The organism is Kitasatospora sp. NPDC004799, from assembly GCF_040609095.1.
Lineage (GTDB): Bacteria > Actinomycetota > Actinomycetes > Streptomycetales > Streptomycetaceae > Kitasatospora.
On record NZ_JBEXJK010000121.1, the window covers coordinates 1 to 20,441 of the forward strand.

Consider the following 20,441-nt stretch of genomic DNA (forward strand, 5'->3'; position numbering starts at 1 on the left):
TTCAACATCTGGCGCGAGTCCCGCGGGATCTCGCACCTGCTGCCGGCGGCGGCGCGGCGGCGCTGCGGGCGGGGGCGGTGGCGGTGCAGCTGGGCACGGCGCTGCTGCGGTCGGACGAGTCCGGCGCCGCGGCCGCCCACCGGGCGGCGCTCGTCGAACTGCCGGAGACGGTCGTCACCCGCGCCTTCACCGGCCGCCCGGCCCGCGGCCTGCGCAACGCCTTCATCGACCGCCACGGCCCGTACGCCCCGCCCGCCTACCCCGAGGTCCACCACCTCACCGCCCCCCTGCGCGCCGCCGCCACCCGCCGGGCCGACACCGCCGCCATGCACCTCTGGGCCGGCACCGCCCACCACCTGGCCCGCACCGGCCCCGCGGAGGCGATCGTCACCGCCCTCTGGCAGTCCGCCCGGGAGGCGTGAGCCGGGGCGCGCAGGGCCCGGCGTGCTGTCCCTCGCACGGGTGGATTGGGTGGGAAAGTGCGCGGTAATGTATAAGGGACAACTTAATTTGGTTCCATGTGGGAGATCACACTCGTCGGTCCGGTGAACGACTGGTTCCTGGACATCTCTGCCAAGGATCCGCGCACTGCGCGCCAGATCGCCGAGGCGCTCAAGCTGCTTGCCAGGAGGGGGCCGTTGCTCGGCCGCCCGGTGGTGGATCGGATCCAAGGGAGCAGGTTGCACAACCTGAAGGAGCTTCGGCCCGGCTCGGCTGGGCGCACGGAGATCCGGATGCTCTTCGTGTTCGATGCTGCGCGCGCGGCCATCGTCCTGGTCGCCGGCGACAAGAACGGGGAGTGGTCCCGGTGGTACGACAACAACATCCCGCTGGCGGAGGCTCGTTATGAGCAGTACGTCGATGAGAAGGACAAGGGAGCGTGAGCATGAAGGGTCGCAGTTGGACCGAGGTGTGGGCCGAGGCTCAGCGAATCAACCCGTGGCTGGCGTCGCCGGAAGCGGAGGCTGAGGGGGCGCGGTACCGGCAGGAGATGCTTGCTCGGATTCGGGGGCATGAGCTGGCCGAGATGCGGAAGGTGGTAGGGCTGACCCAGAAGGAGGTCGCCGAGCTGATGGGCGTGAGTCAGGCCCGGGTGTCGCAGATCGAGCACGGGCAGGTGGACAGCCTGGACAACCTGCGGGCGTACTCGGCGGCGATCGGCGGTGAGGTCGAGGTGACGGTTCGGCAGGGGGAGCGGACGGTCAAGGTGGCTTGACCGTCCGCCGCCTCCTCAACCGAGCAGGTCGGCCATCCAGGATTCGATGGCGGGGGCCGTCCTGGGGAGGGCGCCGGACATCAGGTGGGCGCCGTCGGCGGTGATGACGAGGTCGTCCTCGATGCGGATGCCGAGGCCGCGGAGTTCGGCGGGGAGGGTCTCGTCGTCGGGCTGGAGGTAGAGGCCGGGCTCGACGGTGAGGACCATGCCCTCCTCCAGGGTGCCGTCGAGGTAGCGGTCGGCGCGGGACTTGGCGCAGTCGTGGTAGTCGAGGCCGAGCATGTGGCCGCTGCCGCAGAGGGTGTAGCGGCGGTAGAGGCCGTTGTCCTCGGCGAGGGCCTCCTCGGCGGAGACGGGCAGCACGCCCCAGTCGGCGAGGCCCTCGGCGATGACCCGCATGGCGGCGCGGTGGAAGTCGCGGAACCGGGCGCCCGGGCGCAGGGTGGCGATGCCGGCGCTCTGGGCGGCGAGGACGAGGTCGTAGGCCTGCCGCTGGACCGGGGTGAAGGTGCCGCTGAGCGGGAGGGTGCGGGTGATGTCGGCGGCGTAGAGGGTGTCGGTCTCGACGCCGGCGTCCAGCAGCAGCAGGGAGTTCGGGTCGAGCGCGCCGTCGTTGCGGATCCAGTGCAGCACGCAGGCGTGGGCGCCGGAGGCGGCGATGGTGGTGTAGCTGGTGCCGTTGCCCTCGGCGCGGGCGCGCAGGTCGAAGACGCCCTCGATCCAGCGCTCGCCGCGGTGGTGGCGCAGCGCGGTGGGCAGGGCGCGGACGACGTCCTCGAAGCCGGTGGTGGTGTGGTCGACGGCCAGTTGCAGCTGGTCGATCTCCCACGCGTCCTTGACCAGGCGCAACTCGGAGAGCACGGCGGCCAGTTCGCCGTCCGCGTGGCCGCCGTCGGGCCGTCCGGTGGCCTCGTCGACCAGCGGGTCGGTGCCGGCCAGCACCCGGGTGGGCGGCTGCGGGCCGGCGAGCAGCTTGCCGAGGTCGTCGAGGTGCTCGGTGCGCACCCCGGTGAGCCGGGCCGCCTCGGCGAGGTCGGGCCGGGCGCCGACCCAGAACTCGCCGTAGCGGCGGTCGCGGTAGAACTCGCCGCCGTCGCGCGGGGAGCGCGGGCGCAGGTAGAGCACCGGTTCGTGGCCCTCGGGGCCGGCCGGTTCGAGGACCAGGACGTGGTCGGCCTGGTCCTCGCCGGTGAGCCCGGTGAGCCAGACGTACGCGCTGTGCGGGCGGAAGCGGTAGTCGAGGTCGTTGCAGCGGACCTTGAGCCGGCCGGCCGGGACGATCAGCCGCTCGCCGGGGAAGGCGGCGGAGAGCCGGGCGCGGCGGCCGGGGAAGCGGTCGTAGCCGGGCACCCGCCGGTCGGCGGGGAGCGGGGTGGCGGCCCACTGGGTGGCCATGTACGAGGCGAGGGCGGGGGAGACCGGGAGGTCGTGGCTCCCGGTGTTGAGGCCGGTCGGGGGGAGGGTCACCGGTGAACTCCTAGGCGGGGCTGGGGAGATGCGGGCACGGACACAGCTCGGTAACGGGTGGCGTCACCTCTTGTGCAGTGCAATTTCACATTACTATGTTACGGGTCACACAGCGCAGCCGGCCAGGTCGGACGATCAGGCCCCCCACAGCGGAGTTGCACATGACCAGGCGCACCCACGCCGCCCTCGCGGCGGCCCTCGCGGCGACCCTCACCCTCGGCCTCGGGGCCTGCTCGAACGACAAGAGCGACAGCGGTGCCGACGCCGCCCCCGCCGACAGCAAGGGCCCGGGCGCGGCGTCCGGCTCGATCATCGGCGGCACCCCCGTCAAGGGCGGCACCCTGACCGTCCTGACCAACCAGGACTTCGCCCACCTCGACCCGGCCCGCAACTGGGTGGTGCCGCACATGGACTTCGGCACCCGGCTGCTCTACCGGACCCTGACCACCTTCAAGTCCGAGCCCGGCGCGGCCGGCAGCGAGATCGTCCCGGACCTCGCCACCGACCTCGGCAAGTCCTCCGAGGGCGGCAAGGTGTGGACCTTCACCCTCAAGGACGGCCTCAAGTACGAGGACGGCTCGCCGATCAAGTCCGCCGACATCAAGTACAACGTCGAGCGCTCCTTCTCCCCGGACCTCACCGGCGGCCCCGACTACGCGATCCAGTACCTGGCGGGCGGCGAGAACTACAAGGGCCCGCTGGGCGGCGAGCACCTGTCGAGCATCGAGACCCCGGACGACAGGACCATCGTCTTCCACCTGAAGCGCCCGGTCGCCGAGTTCTCCGACACCGTCACCCTGCCGACCTTCGCCCCGGTGCCGCAGTCCCAGGAGAAGGGCACCCAGTACGACGCCCGGCCGTTCTCCTCCGGGCCGTACAAGATCGAGACCTACGACCGCGGCAAGCAGCTGGTGCTGGTCCGCAACGACAACTGGGACCCGGCCACCGACACCGTCCGCAAGGCGTACCCGGACAAGGTCGTGGTCACCCAGGGCATCAAGGGCGGCCAGGCCGACGACCGGATCATCGCCAGCGACGGCGCCGACGCCAACGCCATCAACATGCCCTGGATGCAGCACGAGACCGTCGCCAAGGTGCTGCCCAAGGCGGACGTCAGGTCCCGCATGGTCGCCGAGCAGACCGGCTGTACCGACATGCTCTACCTGAACACCGCCAAGGCCCCCTTCGACGACCCGAAGGTGCGCGAGGCGATGATGTGGGCGGTCGACCGCGACGCCCAGGTGACCGCCTTCGGCGGCCCCGCGATGACCGACGCGGCGACCTCCTTCCTGCCGCCCTCGCTGTCCGGCGGCGTCAAGTCCGACCCGCTGAAGATCCCGGTGAACGGCGACCAGGAGAAGGCCAAGAAGATGCTCCAGGAGGCGGGCAAGAGCGACCTCAAGGTCTCGCTCACCGTCTCGACCGGCGACAAGACCCGCGCCGAGGCGATCCAGCAGTCGCTGTCGAAGGCCGGCGTCCAGGTCACCGTGAACACGGTCGACGCGTCCGCCTTCGCCGACACCGTCGGCGACATCAAGAACGCCCCCGAGCTGACGCTCAACGGCTGGTGCCCCGACTACCCCTCCGGTGCCACGTTCCTGCCGTTCCTCTTCGACGGCCGCACCATCAAGGAGAAGGGCAACCAGGGCAACTACAGCCAGTTCAAGGACCAGGCCACGATGGACCGGATGGACCAGATCGCGGCCATGACGAACGTCGAGGAGGCGAACAAGGCCTGGAAGCAGCTGGACGAGGACCTGATGAAGAAGGCCCCGGCCGTCCCGCTGCTCTGGCAGCGGCGCCCGCTGCTGGTCGGCACCAACGTGGCCGGCGCGTTCGGCAACCAGGGCTACGCCGGCATGATCGACCTGGCCACGGTCGGCCTCAAGGACCCCGCCAAGGGCAAGTGAGGGGCCGGCAGCCATGAGTACCACCACTGAGCCCGCCGCCGTGGCCGACGCCACGGCGGGGGGCGCCAAGAAGAGTGCCGGGCGCGGGCCCTGGCGGCTGGTCTGGGACCAGCTGTGGGCCAAGGGCTCGGCCCGGTTCGGGCTGATCACCGTCGGCGTGCTGGTGCTGGTCACCGCGCTGGCCGGGCCGCTCGGCTCGCTCGGCGGCTGGAGCCCGGAGGAGTTCGACAAGCGCTCGCTCGATCCGTACCTGGGCGGCCTGCCCAAGGGGGACTTCGGCGGGATCAGCGCCCGGCACTGGCTGGGCGTCGAACCGCTCACCGGCCGCGACCTGTTCGCCCGGGTGCTGCACGGCGGGCAGGTCTCCCTGCTGATCGCCTTCACCGCGACGGCCGTCGTCGTCCTCGTCGGCACCCTGGCCGGCATCGCGGCGGGCTACTTCGGCGGGCGCGTCGACACCCTGCTGTCCCGGCTGATGGACCTGACGATGTCCTTCCCCTCGCTGATCTTCATGATCGCGATGATGTCGGTGGCCAAGGACGTCAACCGGATCCTGCTGATCACCCTGGTGATCGGGCTGTTCACCTGGCCCGGCATCGCCCGGGTGGTGCGTGGGCAGACCCTCTCGCTCAAGCACCGCGAGTACGTCGAGGCCGCCAAGGTCGGCGGGGCGCGCTCCTGGCGCATCCTCACCCGGGAGATCCTGCCCAACGTCTCCGGCCCGATCATCGCCTACACCACCCTGCTCGTCCCCGGCATGATCGCCACCGAGGCCGCGCTCAGCTACCTCGGCGTGGGTGTCCGCCCGCCGACCGCGTCCTGGGGCCAGATGATCGCCGAGAGCATCGTGCACTACGAGACCGACCCGACCTACTTCCTGATTCCCACGGCCTTCCTGTTCGTCGCCGTGCTCGCGTTCACCCTGCTCGGGGACGCGCTGCGGGACATCCTCGACCCCCGGGGAGGCCGGTCGTGATCCTCTACCTCGGCCGCCGGCTGCTCGGCGTGGTGGGCATCCTGCTCGCCATCTGCGCCATCACCTTCACCATCTTCTACCTGCTGCCCAACGACCCGGCCGCCGCCGCCTGCGGGAAGACCTGCAGCCCCGAGCGGCTCGCCGACGTCAAGGCGGCGATGGGCCTGGACAAGCCGGTCTGGGACCAGTTCCTCGCCTACCTCGGCGGCATCTTCGCCGGCCGGGACTACGGCACCGGCCCCAGCGCGGTGCACTGCGGCTTCCCCTGCCTCGGCTACTCCTACGAGTACGGGCTGCCGGTGTGGGACCTGCTCACCGACCGCCTGCCGGTCTCCGTCTCGCTGGCCCTCGGCGCGGCCGTGCTCTGGCTGGTCCTCGGCCTCGGCGCCGGCGTCACCTCGGCGCTGCGCAAGGGCCGGCCGGTCGACAAGGCGCTGATGGTGCTGTCCGTCGGCACCGCCTCGCTGCCGGTCTACTTCACCTCGATCATGCTGATCTGGGGCGTCGTCAGGACGGCCGGCCTGCTGCCCTACCCGGCGTACCACAAGTTCGCCGACGGCCCCGTCGACTGGGCCTCCAACCTGCTGCTGCCGTGGATCGCGCTGGCCCTGCTGTACGCGGCGATGTACGCGAGGCAGAGCCGCAACTCGATGATCGAGACGATGGCCGAGCCGTACATCCGCACCGCCCGGGCCAAGGGCCTGCCGCCGCGGACGGTCACCGTCAAGCACGGGCTGCGCTCCGGGATGACGCCGATCCTGACCATCTTCGGCATGGACCTCGGCGGCCTGCTGGCCGGCGCGGTCATCACCGAGTCGATCTTCGGCCTGCCCGGCGTCGGCCGGCTGTTCTACGACGGCCTGGCGCGGTCCGACCAGCCCGTCATCCTCGGGGTCACCCTGCTCGCGGCCTTCTTCATCGTCGCGGCGAACCTGCTGGTCGACCTGCTCTACGCGTTCGTCGACCCGAGAGTGAGGTACTGATGACCGGACTGTTGGAGGTCGAGGACCTCAAGGTCGCCTTCGACACCCCGCGCGGCACCGTCCGGGCGGTGGACGGGATCTCCTTCACCGTCGAGGCCGGGCGCACCCTCGGGCTGGTCGGCGAGTCGGGCAGCGGCAAGTCCGTCACCTCGCTCGCCGTGATGGGCCTGCACCGCGGCGCCGCCGTCACCGGCTCGATCCGGCTGCACGGGCAGGAGCTGAACGGGCTCGGGGAGCGGGAGCTGGGCACCGTCCGGGGCCGCCGGATCGCGATGATCTTCCAGGACCCGCTGTCCAGCCTGCACCCCTTCTACACCGTCGGGGAGCAGATCGCCGAGCACTACCGGGTGCACTTCAAGGCCAGCCGCAAGGCCGGCCGGGCCAGGGCGATGGAGATGCTGGCCGAGGTCGGCATCCCGGAGCCGGCCCGCCGGGTCGACGAGTACCCGCACCAGTTCTCCGGCGGCATGCGCCAGCGCGTCATGATCGCCATGGCGCTCGCCTGCGAGCCCGAGCTGCTGATCGCCGACGAGCCCACCACGGCGCTCGACGTCACCGTCCAGGCGCAGATCCTCGACCTGATCGCCCGGATCCAGCAGGAGCGCGGCCTCGGCGTCGTGATGATCACCCACGACCTCGGCGTCGTCGCCCGGGTCGCCCACGAGGTGCTGGTCATGTACGGCGGCCGGGCCGCCGAACAGGCCCCGGTGGACCGGCTGTTCGCGCAGCCAGCGCACCCGTACACGCGCGGCCTGCTGGACTCGCTGCCGCGCCTGGACGACACCGACGACGCCCCGCTGCGGGCCATCCCCGGCAGCCCGCCGTCGCTGATCGCCCCCGCCCCCGGCTGCTCCTTCGCCCCGCGCTGCGCCCGCACCACCGCCGCGTCCGCCGAGGAGCACGCCCGCTGCCTGGCCGAGCGTCCCGTGCTCGACCTGCTCGCCCCCGGCCACCAGGCCGCCTGCCACCTGCCGCTGGTGCCGGAAGGGGTCGCACCGTGAGTGAGCGAAGCGAACGAACGATCAAGAGGCGTGACCCGGGCGAAGCCCCTGCCGAGCGGAGCGAGGCGGGGCGCATGACCGCACCGACGAAGGGCGCGGCCGAACCGCTGCTCTCGGTACGGGACCTGGTGAAGACCTTCCCCGGCCGGCGCAGCCGCACCGGGCGGCCCGGAGCGCCGATCCGGGCCGTGGACGGGGTGAGCTTCGACGTCGGCGCGGGCGAGACGCTCGGCCTGGTCGGCGAGTCCGGCTGCGGCAAGTCCACCACCGGGCGGATGGTCGTCCGGCTGCTGGACCCGACCTCGGGCACCGTCACCTTCGACGGCACCGAGATCGGCGGGCTCTCCCAGGCCCGGCTGCGGCCGCACCGGCGCGACCTGCAGATGGTCTTCCAGGACCCGTACTCCTCGCTCAACCCCCGGCAGACGGTGGCCCGGATCATCTCCGAGCCGCTGCTGGTCCAGGGCGAGAGCGCGACGGCCGCGCGCAAGCGGGCCGCCGAGCTGATGGAGCTGGTCGGGCTGATCCCCGAGCACCTGGACCGCTATCCGCACGAGTTCTCCGGCGGCCAGGCCCAGCGCATCGGGATCGCCCGCTCGCTGGCCACCTCGCCGCGGCTGGTGATCGCCGACGAGCCGGTCTCCGCGCTGGACGTCTCCATCCAGGCCCAGGTGGTCAACCTGATGGAGCGGCTGCAGCGGGAGCTGGGGCTGGCGTACGTGTTCATCGCGCACGACCTCTCGGTGGTCAAGCGGGTCTGCGACCGGGTCGCGGTGATGTACCTGGGCCGGATCGTGGAGATCGGCGACAAGGCCGAGGTGTACGGCAGCCCCGCGCACCCGTACACCAGGGCGCTGCTGTCCGCCGTCCCGCTGCCGGACCCGGAGGCGGAGCGGAACCGGGAGCGGATCGTGCTGCTCGGCGACCCGCCGAGCCCGGCCGACCCGCCGCCCGGGTGCAGCTTCCACCCGCGCTGCCCGAAGGCCCAGGACCTCTGCCGGACGGAGCGGCCGCTGCTGCGGATCGCCGGGCCCGGCGAACGGCAGGCGGCCTGCCACTTCCCGGAGGTCTGACCGGCCGCCGGACACCCACGAGGCTCGGGCAGCCGAGTCGCACAAGCCCCCGGTCGGACGCGGCGGGGAACCCTGCGAGGGCCGCGTCCGACCGGGTTCCACCCGTTTCCCGGTCCGCTCCTTCCCCGTCCACCCCTGCCCGCTCACCCCTGCCCGCTCACCCCTGCCCCGCTCACCCCTGCCCCGCTCACTCCTCGGCGGGCAGCAGCCCCTCCTCCGGCAGCAGCCGGCGCGGCCCCGGGCCCTCGGCGGCCAGCTCGTCCCCCGGGTTGAGCACCCGGCAGCGGCGCAGCGACACGCAGCCGCAGCCGATGCAGCCGGTCAGCTCGTCCTCCAGCCGCTCCAGCTCGGCCCGGCGGGCGCGCAGCTGGTCGGCCCAGCGCCGGGAGATCCGCTCCCAGTCGTGCTTGCCGGGCATCCGGTCCTCGGGCAGGCCGGTGAAGACCTCGGCGACCTCGGCGAGCGGGATGCCGAGCCGCTTGGCGACCAGGATGAGCGAGATCCGGCGCAGCACGTGCCGCCGGTAGCGCCGCTGGTTGCCCGTGGTGCGCTCGGAGGAGATCAGCCCCTGGTCCTCGTAGAAGCGCACCGCCGAGGTGGCGATCCCGGCCCGTCGGGCCACCTCGCCGACGCTCAGCAGATCGACCGGCGCGGTGGTCATGGCGGCTCCTTGACTTCAAGTTCTGTTGAAGTCCTAGCGTACCGGACGTGACCGAATCAGCCGCCGTCGAGAACGGCACCACCGCTTCCCAGCTGGATAGTTACCCGCCGGAGTCGCCGTCCGCGGGGGCCTCCGGCGGGTGGCGCGAACTCTTCTCCCGCCGGTACGCCGCCTCCGCCTCGATCCTGGCCGGGGGCGTCGCGCTGTACGCGATGAACCTCTACTTCACCGCCGCCCTGATGCCCTCGATCGTGGCCGGGATCGGCGGCGAGCGGTACTACGCGTGGGTGGCCACCGGCTTCCTGATGGCGGCCGTGATCGCCTCGATGCTGGTCAGCCGGCTGCTGGACCGGCTCGGGGCCGCGCGCGCCTACGTGCTGGGCTTCCTGGTGTTCGGCGCGGGCGCGGTGGTCAACGCGCTCAGCCCGTCGATGGCGGCGCTGATCCTCGGCCGGGTGGTGCAGGGCCTCGGCGGCGGGCTGGTGGCCGGGCTCGGCTACGCCGTGATCCGCAGCGCCCTGCCGGAGCGGCTGTGGACCCGCGCGGCCGGGCTGGTCTCCGCGATGTGGGGCGTCGGCACCCTGGTCGGACCGTCGCTGGGCGGGCTGTTCGCCCAACTCGGCGCCTGGCGCTGGGCGTACGTCCTGCTGCTGGCCGCCGCGCTGGTGCTGGCGGTGCTGGCCCGCCGGGTGCTGCCCGGGCGCTCCGGCGCGGGGCACGGCAGCGGCCCGGTGCCACTGCCCTCGCTGCTGCTGCTCACCCTGGCGGCGGCCGCCTTCAGCGTCAGCTCGACCGTGCCCAGCGGCTGGCCGACGGCGGTCTGCCTGCTCGCCGGACTGGCCCTGCTGGTGGGCTTCGTGGCCGTCGAGCGGCGGGCGGCGGCCACGGTGCTGCCGCAGCAGACCTACCGGGCCGGCAACCCGCTGAAGTGGCTCTACCTGACCGTCGCGGTGCTCTGCGCGGGCGTGGTGGCGGAGAACTTCATCCCGCTGTTCGGCCAGCAGCTCGGCGGCCTCGGCCCGCTGGTGGCCGGCTTCCTCGGCGCCGCGACCTCGGCCGGCTGGACCACCGCCCAGCTGTTCAGCGTCGGGATCGAGTCGGCCCGCGGCCGGGCCCTGGCGATCCGCACCGCCCCGCTGGTGCTGGTCGGCGGCCTGCTGGTCTACGGGCTGGCGCAGACCGGGCACGCCTCCGGGCTCCGGGTGGTGCTGTGGGCGGCGGCGCTGTTCCTGGCCGGCACCGGGATCGGGCTGGCCTTCCCGCACCTGAGCGTGGCCGCGATGCGCAGCAGCGGCGACCCGGCGGAGGGCGGCAAGGCGGCCGCGGCGATCAACACCACCCAGCTGATCGCCTTCTCGGTGACCTCGGCGCTGGCCGGGACGCTGGTCAACCTGGGCGGGGACACCCCGGTCGACTCGGCGCGGTACATGACCTTCGGGATCGCCGCGATCACCGTCCTCGGGGTGGCCACCGCGGCGCGCACCGCGCGCAGCCTGGGGCGCTGAAGGCGCCTGGGCGCGTTCGATCGGGCCCTCGGCGCACACGAGCAGGCCCCGGATCCCTTTTCGTCGGGGGGATCCGGGGCCTTTCACGTGCTCGTCGGCTCGGCCGCGCCGCGGTTCAGGAGGCCGGGCCCACCCGGACGGTGGTGATCCGCCCGCCCTGGGACTCCCGGAGGACCTCGATCTTCGTGTTGGTGTCCGGCACCTTCACCGTCAGCTGCGGCGTGGCCGGGTCGCCGTACACCCCGGTGCGGTCGTTGAACACCGGGACGGCCGGCTCGGCCGGGACGCGCACCGCGACGCCGCCCTTGTGCAGGGTGAACGAGGTGGTCGGCTTGAGCGAGAAGGTCGCGTCGTAGGTCTGCGCCCGCCCGTTGACCAGCGTGCCGTCGGCGAAGCGGATCGGCGCCGGACGGGCGTCGACCGGCAGGATCAGCCCGCCGCCGGGGTGGTCCTTGGTGTTGTTGTCACCGTACGCGGTGTCCCACAGCCAGATCAGGACGCCCTCCTGGTACGGGTAGTTGTCCACCACGTTGGCCTTGCCCGCGACGCCGCTGTAGCCGAAGTTGTACGGCCCGGTCTTCAGGAACGCCCCGTAGCCGGTGTAGCGGCGGTTCTCGGCGAGGTACGCGCGCGGGTGCTGCTTGACGGCGGTGCGGCCGGTGAGCACGGTGAAGCCGTTGGCCGTCCAGCCGTCCGGGCCGTTCTCGGCGCCGTCGGCGAACAGCACGGCGGTGCCGGCGGTGGCCTTCACGGCGTCCACCAGCACGCCCCGGCCGTGGGTGTTGCCGTCCGAGGTGACGTGGAAGCGCAGCCGGACCTGCTGGCCGAGGTAGCCGTCCAGCGGGATGTGCAGCTGCTTGTAGCCACCGGAACTGCCGCTCAGACCGGGGGTGTTGGCACTGGTGCTGCCGATCGGGGCGCCGTCCACGGTGCCGCCGAGGGCGGTCCAGTGCTTGCCCTGGTCGGTGGAGGCCTCGACGGTCAGGAAGTCGTAGTCCTGCTCGGTGTCGTACCAGACCGCCGCGTCCAGGGCGGCCGGGCCGGCGGCGGTGCGCAGGTCGACGTCCCGGGCGAGGGAGTTGTCGAGGTTGTCGCCGGTGTCGCTCCACCACTGCCGGCCGCCCTCGTACGGGTCGGCGAGGTCGGTGCTGGAGGTGCCGTCCGGCAGGTGGACCAGTACCGCCTGGGCCTGGTCGGTGTTGTAGCTGCTCACCCCGAGGGCGTGGGTGGAGCGGGTGGCGGCCTGCGCCTCGTCGTAGTCCAGCCAGCCGAACTGCAGCTTGCTCCAGGCGTCGAGGTCGCCGGGGTAGCCGCCGGTGGTGTTCGGGCCCTTGCCCAGGTAGGAGCCGGAGGACATCAGCGACCAGAAGTTGACGCTGTTGTCGCCGCCGTTGGTGGAGTACAGGTCGGGCAGGCCGAGGTTGTGGCCGTACTCGTGGGCGAACAGGCCGACGCCGCTGTTCTCGCCCGCCTGAACGTAGTCGTAGACGTACAGGCCGGTGTCGCCGACGGGGGCGCCGCCGATCCGGTTGCCCTCCGGGCCGGTCTGCCCGGTCGCGTCCGGGAAGGTCCAACTGCGGTGCGCCCACAGTGCGTCGGCGCCCTGGGCACCGCCGCCCCAGGTCTCGTCCACGCCCGCGTGCACCACGACGACGTTGTCCAGGTAGCCGTCCGGCTGGCCGAACTCGCCGTCCTTGTCGTGGTCGTAGCGGTCGTAGACGTCGTACTGGGCGAGCTGCGCCTTGACGTCGGCGGCGGTGCGGCCCTTGGCGATCTCGCCGTCGTACCAGGCCTTGACGGCGTCCCGGATGAACTCCTGGCCCTGGGTCCAGGCGCCGGAGCCCTGCGGGCCCTTGTTGCTGCCGTAGCGGGCCTCGTTGTACGGGAGGGTGACCCAGTCGCTGACGGTGCCCTCGACGTCGTACCGGCCGGAGGACTGGGTGCGGTAGTAGTTGCGCATCGACACGGCGCCGGGCGTGTCGTCGAAGAACATCTTCTGGTAGTACGCGCGGTCGAAGTCCGCGGACCACAGGGTGTGGTTGTCGTCCTTGCCGGGCCTGGGGATCTGGTTGTGGCGCGGGCCCGGGGTGCCGCCGTAGCGGGGCTGGCCGTTCCACTGGGTGGCGTTGTCCACCTGGTCGCCGAACTGGGCGAGGATCACGAACACCTTGTCCGTGCGCTGGTGCGCGAGCTGGACGTAGTCGTTGCCGATCTTCACCTTCGCCGGGGCCCGCTTGCCGGTGGCCTGCGCGGTGATGCCCTGGTCGGGGCGGCCCGTGTCGAGCGCGCCCTTGTTGAGCGCGCCCTTGTTGAGCTGCTCCAGGGCCTTGGTGCGCAGCGCCTGGCGCTCGCGCTCCTGCGGCGCCACGGGTGCGGGCGGCGCCTCGGCGCCCTGCTGGGCGTCGGCCGCGGCGGTGAGGGCGGCGGGGGCGGGGGTAGCGGCCTGGGCGGGGGTGCCCAGCAGGGTGGCCGCTATCGCGCTCGTGGTGAGCGCGGCGGCGAGGGCCGCGGACAGTCTGCGCAACTGACCGGTCCTTTCCGGGGGTTGGGGGTGCTTCGGTCGTCGGTGGAGGAAGCGCAGGTAATATTTCACATGTGACCGGTTACGTGGAAGGGGTGCGGGGAAAGCGGAAGGGCGCCGCACCTGGGGTGCGACGCCCTCCGAGGGCGGGGATCACCCCAGGGAGGCCCGCAGGAAGGCGAGTTCGGCCTGGGCCAGCTGCTCCAGCAGCCCGCCCGGGGTCATGTGGGTGGCCCCGGGCAGCGGCAGCACGCTGTGCGGGCGGCCGGCCCGGGTGAGCGACTGGGAGAGCAGCAGGGTGTGCGAGGGGTGGACGTTGTCGTCGGCCAGCCCGTGGATCAGCAGCAGCGGCCGGCTCAGGCCGGGCGCGTCGGCGAGCAGGCAGTCGTCGGCGTAGCCCTCCGGGTTGTCCTGCGGCAGGCCGAGGTAGCGCTCGGTGTACGCGGTGTCGTAGAGCCGGAAGTCGGTGGGCGGGGCGCCCGCGCAGGCGGCGTGGAAGACGTCCGGGCGGCGCAGGACGGCGAGCGCCGCGAAGTACCCGCCGTACGACCAGCCGCGCACGCCCACCCGGCCGAGGTCGAGGTCCGGGTGCCGCTCGGCGAGCGCGTGCAGGGCGTCGACCTGGTCGTCCAGCGCCACCTGGGAGAAGCGGCGGAAGATGGTGCGGGTGAAGGCCGGGGAGACGAACGGGGTGCCGCCGTTGTCGACGGTGACGACCGCGAAGCCCTGGTCGGCCCACCACTGCTTGAGCTGCCAGCGGCGCGGCTCGGCGGCCACCGCCTGGTAGCCGGGCCCGCCGTAGACGTCCAGCAGGACGGGCAGCCGCCGGCCGGGGACGTGGTCGCGCGGGTACACCACGGCGCTGGGCAGGGCGCGTCCGGTGACCCGGGCGCGCTGCGGCTCGACCCGGTGGGGCAGCGCGGCGCTGCGGTCGGTGAGCGGCAGCTCGCGGCCGTCGCGGCTGACCACGCGCCGGACGCCCCCGGCGGTGGCCGAGGTGAGCAGCAGGACGTCGGCGGCGGCGAGGGCCGAGTGCTGGCCGGGGCCGGAGGCGAGCGGCTCGGGTGCGCCGCCGTCCGGGTCGACCAGGTGGACGTACTGGTCGAAGGGGTCGCCCTCGCCGGTCTCGCAGAGCAGTCGGCCGTGCAGCCGCCCGACCACCCGGCGGATCTGCAGGCCGGTGGTGTCCAGCGGCTTGCCGTCCACCGCGAGGCCGCGGGCCTGCGGGGTGTCGTGGACGGTGAGCAGCCGGCCGTCGGCCAGCCGGGCGGGGGTGCCGGGCAGGTCGTCCACCCAGAACTCGTCGGTGGTGCGGGAGAGCTCGGTCGTCCCGCCGGTGGCCGGGTCGGCGCTCAGCAGCAGCACGTTCTGCTGCAGGCGGTCGGCGACGGTGAGCAGCACCTCCTCGGTGGAGGCCCAGGAGGCGGCGCAGACGTACGGGAACTCCTCGGCGTCCCAGCGCAGTCGGACCCTGCTGCCGTCGAGGCCGAGCACCCAGAGCTGGACGTCCGCGTTGGGGCCGCCGGCCTGCGGGTAGGCGAAGTCCTCGGGGGCCTCGCCGGGGTGCGCCGGGTCGGCGAAGTACCGCCGGGGGACGGCGGATTCGTCCACCCGGGCGGCCAGCAGCGCGCCGCCGTCCGGGCGCCACCAGTGGCCGCGCGGGCGGCCGAGCTCCTCGGCGGCGGCGAACTCGGCGACGCCCCAGCGGGCGCCGTCGGCGGGGGAGAGCGGCTCCAGGGCGGGCGTGACGTACAGGGCGTCCTCGGCGACGTAGGCGACGCGCTGCCCGGTGGGGTCCGGCCGGGGGTCGAACGCGGGCCCGGCGACGGGGAGTTCGTCGCTGGTGCCGGCGGCGGTGTCGGTGCGGAACAACCGGCCGTCCAGGGTGAAGACGGCGGTGGCGAGGTCGGCGGTGGCGGCGTAGGTGCCGATCCCGGCGGCGACCAGCCGGGTGCGCTCGCGCAGCCGGCGCTCGATGACGGGCAGGTCGTCGCGCCGGCCGGTGCGGCCGGGCAGCAGCGCGGCCGGGTCGGCGACCGGCCGCTCCTCGCCGGTGGCGGTGTCGAGCAGGTGGAGGCGGTCGATCGGATCCTCCGGACCCGTCGACCGGAGCAGCAGCAGCCGGGTACCGTCCTCGGCGAGGGTGAACGCACGCGGGGCGCCGAAGGTGAACCGACCGGTACGGGCGCTGAGGGCAAGGAAGGCGTCGGTGATGGTCACGGCCCGATGGTGGTCGCGGGGTGCGGGTCCCGACCAGTAGTCTGTCATGTGAAATGTCACACATCAGTGTGTGCGTCAGCGGAGGAAAACCGTGATCGAGGACCTGTGGACCGCCGAACCCCCGGCCCCGCTGCCCGCCGCCGACGGGCTGTTCAGCGTGTCCCCGCGGACCGCGCACCTGAACCACGGCTCGTTCGGCGCCGTGCCCGTCCCGGTGCAGCGGGCGCAGGAGCGGCTGCGCACCGAGCACGAGCAGGACCCGGACGGCTTCTTCGCCGGCCTCCCGGCCCGGATCGCCGCCGCCCGCACCCTGATAGCCGCCGAGCTGGACACCGACCCGGACCGGCTCGCGCTGGTCGCCAACGTCACCGAGGCCGCCGCGATCGCCCTGGACAGCATCCCGTTCGCGCCCGGCGACCGGATCCTGGTCACCGACCACGGCTACGGCGCGGTGACGCGGGCCGCCGCCCGCAAGGCCGCCGAGACCGGCGCCGAGGTGGTGGTGGCCCGGGTGCCGCTGGACGCCCCCGACGAGCGGGCCGTCCGGGAGGCGGTGCTCGCCGCCGTGGACGGGCGCACCACCGTCGCCGTCCTGGACCAGCTGACCTCGCCCACCGCCCGCCTGGTGGCCGGCCCGGCCCTGCTCGCCGAGCTGCGCGCCCGCGGGGTGACCACCGTGGTGGACGGCGCCCACGCGCCCGGCATGCTGCCCGCCCCGGTCGACCCGAACGCCGACTTCTGGTTCGGCAACCTGCACAAGTGGGCCTTCGCCCCGCGCGCCACCGGGGTCCTCTCCGTCCGCCCCGAGTGGACCGGCCGGGTGCGCCCGCTGGCCCTGTCCTGGGAGCACGACGGGGGCTTCCCCGGCAGTGTCGAGTGGCGCGGCACCTGCGACTACACGCCCTGGCTGGCCGCCCCGGCCGGCTTCGACCTGCTCCGCGGACTCGGCCACGCCGCGGTGGCCGCCCACAACGCCGCCCTCGCCGGGTACGGCCACCGGATGCTGGTCGAGCGGGCCGGCCTGGCGCCGCTGCCGGCGACGCCCGGGGTCTGGATGCGCACCGTACGGCTGCCGGCCGGGTACGGCGAGACCGAGCCGCAGGTGAAGGCGCTGATGGCCGAGGTGTGGCACCGGCTCGGCACCCGGATCGCCGTCCGCCCGTGGGCCGGCGGCGGGGTGCTGCGGGTCAGCGCGCAGCTGTACAACCGGCCGGAGGAGTACGAGCGCCTGGCGGACGGGCTGGCGCAGCTGCTGAAGGACTAGGCGGTCCCGTCCCTGCTCGCCGTCGGCCCGGGTCAGATCTCCAGCGCGGTCTCGATCTGCTTGAGCCGGTGGCGGGCCATCGCCAGGTTGGAGCGGCTGCGGTTGAGGGCGAGGAAGAGGAACAGCCCGCGCCCGCCGGGCGTCGTGATCGGCCGGACCAGGTGGTACTGGTGGGTCAGCGTGATCAGCATGTCCTCGATCTCGTTGTCCAGGAGGTTGAGCGCCTCCATCGCGCGCATCTTGGCGCGGACCACGTCGGTGTTGCCGGCCGCCGCGACGTTGAGGTCCAGCTCGCCGCCGTCGCCGAGGGTGCCGAGGGCCATGCCGCTGCCGTAGTCGACCAGGGCGACGCCGATGGCGCCCTCGATCGCCATGGCCTCCTTGAGGGACGTCTCCAGGTTCGCCATCGTGGCTGTCCTCCCGTGTGGTGGTGACCGTGTCGGTGACCGATCCGTGGCTGTGACGACGACGGTAGGGAGCCGCCACCGGACTCCACCGGGGATGACCGGAGTCGTTCGGACCTTGTCCCCTCCCGATCACTTGAGGACATTTGCCACTATGGATCTGAGAGAGGGCCGCACGAAAGGTCGCACGGAAAAACGGTGCTATCGATGTCAGTCCTCCCGGGTAACCTCTCGCTGAGATGCGAGATCACACCAATCACACCCGGACGGCGATGAACACCCCCGATCCAGAGCCCCAGGACGACCGGGAGCTCAGCCCCGCCGAGGCGTACGCGGCCAGCCGTCGCCGGGCCCAGGAGCAGGCCACCGCCCTGTACGGCTTCCAGCAGCTGTACGACTTCCCGCTGGACGACTTCCAGCTGGAGGCCTGCGAGGCGCTGGAGGCCGGCTCCGGCGTCCTGGTCGCCGCCCCCACCGGCTCCGGGAAGACCATCGTCGGCGAGTTCGCCGTGCACCTGGCGCTGGCCGCGGGCCGCAAGTGCTTCTACACCACGCCGATCAAGGCGCTCTCCAACCAGAAGTACGGGGACCTGGTCAAGCGCTACGGCGCCGCCAAGGTCGGCCTGCTCACCGGCGACAACAGCGTCAACGGCGACGCGCCCGTGGTGGTCATGACCACCGAGGTGCTGCGCAACATGCTCTACGCGGGCTCCAGCGCCCTCGACGGCCTCGGCTACGTCGTGATGGACGAGGTGCACTACCTCGCCGACCGCTTCCGCGGCGCCGTCTGGGAGGAGGTCATCATCCACCTCCCCGAGTCGGTCGTCCTCGCCTCGCTCTCCGCGACCGTCTCCAACGCCGAGGAGTTCGGCGACTGGCTGGACACCGTGCGCGGCGGCACCAAGGTGATCGTCTCCGAGACCAGGCCCGTGCCGCTGTGGCAGCACGTGATGGCCGGCAACCGGATGTACGACCTGTTCGCCGACCCCGACCGGGACGGCCGCCCCAAGAACAACCTGAAGAACCCCGGCAAGGCCGTCAACCCCGAGCTGGTCCGGCTCGCCCGCTCCGAGCTCGACCGCAACCCGCGCGACAAGTTCGGCCGCGGCCGGGGCCGCTCGATGCCCAACGGCCGTCCGGGCCGGGTCTGGACGCCGGGCCGGGTGGACGTCATCGACCGGCTCGACGCCGAGGGCCTGCTGCCCGCGATCACCTTCATCTTCAGCCGGGCCGGCTGCGAGGCCGCCGTCCAGCAGTGCCTCAGCTCCGGCCTGCGGCTCAACAAGGACTCCGAGCGCGCCCAGGTCCGGGCGATCGTCGAGGAGCGCTGCGCCGACATCCCCGACGAGGACCTGCACGTCCTCGGCTACTTCGAGTGGCTGGACGGGCTGGAGCGCGGCATCGCCGCCCACCACGCGGGGATGCTGCCCCGGTTCAAGGAGGTGGTCGAGGAGCTCTTCGTGAAGGGCCTGGTCAAGGCCGTCTTCGCGACCGAGACGCTGGCGCTCGGCATCAACATGCCCGCCCGGTCGGTGGTCATGGAGAAGCTGGTCAAGTGGAACGGCGAGACCCACGCCGACATCACCCCCGGCGAGTACACCCAGCTCACCGGCCGGGCCGGGCGGCGCGGCATCGACATCGAGGGCCACGCCGTGGTGCTCTGGCAGCGCGGCCTCGACCCGGAGGCGCTGGCCGGCCTGGCCGGCACCCGCACCTACCCCCTGAAGTCCTCGTTCCGGCCCTCGTACAACATGGCCGTCAACCTGGTCTCCCAGTTCGGCCGGCACCGCTCGCGCGAGCTGCTGGAGACGTCCTTCGCCCAGTTCCAGGCGGACCGCTCGGTGGTCGGCATCGCCCGCCAGGTGCAGCGCAACGAGGAGGGGCTGGAGGGCTACCGCGAGTCGATGACCTGCCACCTCGGCGACTTCGACGCGTACATGGAGCTGCGCCGCCGGCTCAAGGACCGCGAGAACGAGCTGGCCCGCGAGGGCACCAGCCAGCGCCGCGCGGCCGCCGTCGAGTCCATCGAGCAGCTCAAGCCCGGCGACGTCATCCACGTGCCCACCGGCAAGTTCGCCGGCCTCGCCCTGGTCCTCGACCCGGGCCTGCCGCCGGTCAACCGCTCCGGCCGGGGCGGCCCGCGCCACCCCGACTTCCAGGACGGCCCGCGCCCGGTGGTGCTCACCGCCGAGCGGCAGGTCAAGCGGCTCGCCATGATCGACTTCCCGCACCCGGTCGCCGCGATCGAGCGGGTGCGCATCCCCAAGTCCTTCAACCCGCGCAGCCCGCAGTCGCGCCGGGACCTCGCCTCCGCGCTGCGCACCAAGGCCGGCCACCTGGAGCCCGAGCGGTTCCGGCGCGGCCGCGCGGCCGCCGCCGACGACCCGGAGATCACCCGGCTGCGCACCGAGCTGCGCCAGCACCCCTGCCACGGCTGCTCCGACCGCGAGGACCACGCCCGCTGGGCCGAGCGCTACCACCGGCTGCACCGCGACACCCAGCTGCTGGAACGCCGGATGCGCTCGCGCACCCACACCATCGCCCGCACCTTCGACCGGGTCTGCGCGCTGCTCACCGACCTCGGCTACCTGCAGGGCGACACCGTCACCGACGACGGCAAGCGGCTCGGCCGGCTCTACGGCGAGCTCGACCTGCTCGCCTCCGAGTGCATCCGCGAAGGCGTCTGGAGCGGCCTGGCCGCCGCCGAACTCGCCGCCTGCGCCTCGGCGTTGGTGTACGAGGCCCGCCAGTCCGACGACGCCGGCGCCCCCCGGGTGCCGGAGGGCGCGGCCAAGGAGGCGCTCGGCAAGATGGTCCGGATCTGGGGCCACCTGGACGCCCTGGAGGAGCAGCACCGGATCAACACCGCCGAGGGCGTCGGCCAGCGCGAGCCCGACCTGGGCTTCGCCTGGGTCGCCTACCGCTGGGCGCTCGGCCACAACCTCGACCAGGTCCTGCGCGACGCCGACATGCCGGCCGGTGACTTCGTCCGCTGGACCAAGCAGCTGATCGACGTCCTGGGCCAGATCCAGGACGCCGCCGGCGAGGACGCCGAGCTCCGCCGGACCGCCCGCAAGGCCGTCGACGGCCTCCGCCGCGGCATCATCGCCTACTCCTCCGTCGGCTGACCCGCCCACCCCCGAGTGGCGGCCAGCCTGGTGAAGAGCCCGTTCTCCTCCCGCGTCACGCCGTTGCCGTGCAGCAGGACCACGGCGGGGGCAGCGGGCTCGCGCGGCAGGG

Annotated in this window: 16 protein-coding genes; 11 read left to right on the forward strand and 5 right to left on the reverse strand. The window is 73.0% G+C overall.

Translation table 11 applies throughout. The features are described 5' to 3' along the window. The 3 genes from ABZW03_RS17595 to ABZW03_RS17605 all read left to right on the forward strand — a co-directional run. A partial coding sequence (locus ABZW03_RS17595) for a nitronate monooxygenase (protein ID WP_355258398.1) occupies positions 1-422 on the forward strand: 422 nt, incomplete at its 5' end. A 96-nt stretch (positions 423-518) separates the two neighbouring features. Then, positions 519-884 carry a type II toxin-antitoxin system RelE/ParE family toxin gene (locus ABZW03_RS17600; RefSeq protein ID WP_355258401.1) on the forward strand — a complete coding sequence of 122 codons (366 nt, stop codon included), beginning with the start codon at positions 519-521 and terminating at the stop codon, positions 882-884. A 2-nt stretch (positions 885-886) separates the two neighbouring features. Next, positions 887-1,216 carry an XRE family transcriptional regulator gene (locus ABZW03_RS17605; RefSeq protein ID WP_355258439.1) on the forward strand — a complete coding sequence of 110 codons (330 nt, stop codon included), beginning with the start codon at positions 887-889 and terminating at the stop codon, positions 1,214-1,216. A 15-nt stretch (positions 1,217-1,231) separates the two neighbouring features. Here the strand turns inward: ABZW03_RS17605 and ABZW03_RS17610 are convergent, their stop codons facing one another. Continuing rightward, positions 1,232-2,683 (reverse strand): aminopeptidase P family protein, encoded by a 1,452-nt coding sequence (locus ABZW03_RS17610; RefSeq protein ID WP_355258404.1) that lies wholly within the window; start codon positions 2,681-2,683, stop codon positions 1,232-1,234. Positions 2,684-2,844: 161 nt separating this feature from the next. Here ABZW03_RS17610 and ABZW03_RS17615 point away from each other — a divergent pair, with 161 nt between their 5' ends. The 5 genes from ABZW03_RS17615 (at position 2,845) to ABZW03_RS17635 (ending at position 8,626) form a co-directional block, all read left to right on the forward strand. Then, positions 2,845-4,593, forward strand: a complete 1,749-nt coding sequence (locus ABZW03_RS17615; protein WP_355258407.1) for an ABC transporter substrate-binding protein — start codon at positions 2,845-2,847, stop codon at positions 4,591-4,593. Positions 4,594-4,606: 13 nt separating this feature from the next. Then, positions 4,607-5,569, forward strand: a complete 963-nt coding sequence (locus ABZW03_RS17620) for an ABC transporter permease (RefSeq protein WP_355258409.1) — start codon at positions 4,607-4,609, stop codon at positions 5,567-5,569. Then, entirely contained in the window at positions 5,566-6,552 is a 987-nt protein-coding gene (locus ABZW03_RS17625) for an ABC transporter permease (protein WP_355258412.1), read from the forward strand. Before ABZW03_RS17620 ends, ABZW03_RS17625 begins: the two co-directional genes overlap by 4 nt. Then, positions 6,552-7,553 carry an ABC transporter ATP-binding protein gene (locus ABZW03_RS17630; protein ID WP_355258415.1) on the forward strand — a complete coding sequence of 334 codons (1,002 nt, stop codon included), beginning with the start codon at positions 6,552-6,554 and terminating at the stop codon, positions 7,551-7,553. The genes ABZW03_RS17625 and ABZW03_RS17630 overlap by 1 nt, the downstream gene beginning before the upstream one ends. Positions 7,554-7,627: 74 nt before the next feature. Continuing rightward, positions 7,628-8,626, forward strand: coding sequence for an oligopeptide/dipeptide ABC transporter ATP-binding protein (locus tag ABZW03_RS17635; protein ID WP_355258418.1), 999 nt, complete (start codon positions 7,628-7,630; stop codon positions 8,624-8,626). Between the two features lie 187 nt (positions 8,627-8,813). Here ABZW03_RS17635 and soxR read toward each other — a convergent pair whose 3' ends face one another. Then, complete coding sequence (gene soxR, locus ABZW03_RS17640) at positions 8,814-9,287, reverse strand: redox-sensitive transcriptional activator SoxR (RefSeq protein ID WP_355258421.1); 474 nt, start codon at positions 9,285-9,287, stop codon at positions 8,814-8,816. Between the two features lie 47 nt (positions 9,288-9,334). Here soxR and ABZW03_RS17645 point away from each other — a divergent pair, with 47 nt between their 5' ends. Further along, positions 9,335-10,792 (forward strand): MFS transporter, encoded by a 1,458-nt coding sequence (locus ABZW03_RS17645; protein ID WP_355258424.1) that lies wholly within the window; start codon positions 9,335-9,337, stop codon positions 10,790-10,792. Positions 10,793-10,907: 115 nt separating this feature from the next. On the opposite strand, the gene ABZW03_RS17650 is transcribed toward ABZW03_RS17645, so the two are convergent. Together ABZW03_RS17650 and ABZW03_RS17655 are read right to left on the reverse strand one after the other, a co-directional pair. After that, a complete protein-coding gene (locus ABZW03_RS17650; RefSeq protein WP_355258427.1) occupies positions 10,908-13,316 on the reverse strand; it encodes an immune inhibitor A domain-containing protein in 2,409 nt (802 codons plus the stop codon). Between the two features lie 150 nt (positions 13,317-13,466). Then, complete coding sequence (locus ABZW03_RS17655; RefSeq protein ID WP_355258430.1) at positions 13,467-15,533, reverse strand: prolyl oligopeptidase family serine peptidase; 2,067 nt, start codon at positions 15,531-15,533, stop codon at positions 13,467-13,469. Positions 15,534-15,624: 91 nt separating this feature from the next. Between ABZW03_RS17655 and ABZW03_RS17660 the strand changes: the two genes are divergently transcribed. Beyond that, complete coding sequence (locus ABZW03_RS17660) at positions 15,625-16,797, forward strand: aminotransferase class V-fold PLP-dependent enzyme (protein ID WP_355258433.1); 1,173 nt, start codon at positions 15,625-15,627, stop codon at positions 16,795-16,797. A 32-nt stretch (positions 16,798-16,829) separates the two neighbouring features. Here the strand turns inward: ABZW03_RS17660 and ABZW03_RS17665 are convergent, their stop codons facing one another. Continuing rightward, entirely contained in the window at positions 16,830-17,204 is a 375-nt protein-coding gene (locus ABZW03_RS17665; protein ID WP_355258436.1) for a hypothetical protein, read from the reverse strand. Positions 17,205-17,473: 269 nt separating this feature from the next. Here ABZW03_RS17665 and ABZW03_RS17670 point away from each other — a divergent pair, with 269 nt between their 5' ends. Continuing rightward, complete coding sequence (locus ABZW03_RS17670) at positions 17,474-20,329, forward strand: DEAD/DEAH box helicase (protein WP_355258442.1); 2,856 nt, start codon at positions 17,474-17,476, stop codon at positions 20,327-20,329. Positions 20,330-20,441 lie beyond the last annotated feature (112 nt).